General features: G+C 54.6%; 2 protein-coding genes. Both read left to right on the top strand.

Annotated elements, in window-relative coordinates:
* Window positions 1–801 (top strand): AraC family transcriptional regulator (locus AC1DRJ_RS26685; protein ID WP_477804788.1); only part of this gene is annotated, 801 nt, incomplete at its 5' end.
* Window positions 779–1,411 carry a flavin reductase family protein gene (locus AC1DRJ_RS26680; protein ID WP_477804787.1) on the top strand — a complete coding sequence of 211 codons (633 nt, stop codon included), beginning with the start codon at window positions 779–781 and terminating at the stop codon, window positions 1,409–1,411. The genes AC1DRJ_RS26685 and AC1DRJ_RS26680, both read left to right, overlap by 23 nt.
* The last annotated feature ends 293 nt before the right edge of the window (window positions 1,412–1,704 follow it).

Raw genomic sequence — 1,704 nt, 5'->3', positions numbered from 1 at the left:
TCGCAACCCACCGCGGCAGTGCATTGCATCTATGAGCCGAGCCTGGCACTTATCGCCCAAGGCCAAAAGCGTGTAGTCATCGGCGACGAAATATATGACTACGGTCAGGGTCAGGTGTTACTGACATCCCTGGACCTGCCGGTGGTCTCCAAGGTTACAGAAGCAAGCCCGGAAACCCCATACCTGGGCATCTCGGTCGCGCTGGATAGCCGCACTGTGATGCAGCTAGCTACCCAGGTATCCCTTCCCCATCGCAAATCTGCCCCCGAGCTTGCCCTCACCATTGGGATCCCCAGCGAGCAGCTGGTTGACGCAGTGACCCGGCTAATCGCGTTACAGGATGAGCCAGAGATGATTGCATCCGTGGCACCTCTCATTCATTCAGAAATTGCCATCAGGGTGTTGAAAAGTCCCCAGGGTGCAAGGCTTCGTCACCTGATTGCTTCCGGTACACAAGCGCATCAGGTCGCCAAGGCCGTCACCTGGTTGAAACAGCATTACACCGAGGCGCTGCTAGTCGAGGACCTGGCAGACAGCGTACATATGAGCCAGACAACCTTCCGGCAGCACTTTCGCTCGTTGACCGGAATGAGTCCTCTGCAATACCAAAAGCAGCTGCGTCTCCAGGAGGCCCGGTGGTTGATGCTCAATGAAAACCTGGACGCCGGTACTGCTGCCTTGCAGGTGGGCTACGAAAGTTCGTCGCAGTTCAGTCGGGAGTACAGCCGAATCTTTGGCTCGCCGCCGCTGCGTGACGTCCATCGAATGCGGGAATCAAGTGCGGCAGCAATCGGCCAATAAACCGGCCAGCTGCTTTGCCGCCTTCCCAATCTACTCGGAGGTTGTTATGCCAGGATCGGCTACGAAGAAAGATTTTCCCGTTTCGAACATCAGACACTTTCTCGAGCCTGGCCCTATTGTGCTGGTTTCATCGAAATGGCAACAACAAACGAACATCATGACCATGGGTTGGCACATGGTCATGGAGTTTTCTCCCTCGCTCGTCGGGTGCGTCATTGCTTCTGGAAATTACTCCCACGACCTTGTGCGCCAAAGCGGGGAATGCGTGATCAATATTCCTTCGGCATCACTTATAGATACGGTAGTGGGTATCGGCAACTGTTCAGGGAGCGAGGTCAATAAGTTCACTGAGTTCGATCTGACTCCGAGCAAGGCGACGAAGGTCAGTGCACCGTTGATCAGAGAGTGCTACGCGTCCTTTGAATGCCGGCTGTACGACGACTCCATGATCGATCGGTACAACCTGTTTATCTTCGAGGTCGTCAAAGCCCATGTGGCCCCTTCCGCAGACAAGGAAGAGTCATTGCATTACCAGGGGATGGGGGAATTCATGCTGTCGGGCAAGTCCATCAATCGCAAGGACTTGTTTAAGTCGTCGATGCTCAACTGACTCGGGCTGGCCGATAGCGGCCTGTCGCGAAGGGCAGCAATTGGCCCAGAGTGTGTAAAAACGCACATTAGGGCCTTGTCGGCGCGAAGAGCCTACGGCCGCTCGCTGAGTGAGTCCGCTTAAGGCACCATAGTTGATCAATATCGCATCGGTGCCCTTCAGCAAGGTTCTACAGCTATCTAGATCGTCCAGAACGAACCTTTTCAGGCCGACAGCGCCTTCATCAAACCATTAGCACCCATGATTTTCATGACCCGTTTCAAATTGTAGGCGAGCACGTTCAAGCTCATCTC

The sequence above is a fragment of the Pseudomonas sp. P5_B2 genome (assembly GCF_056400445.1).
Note: the sequence above shows the minus strand (reverse complement) of the source record. Positions and strands in the feature narration are given on the sequence as shown.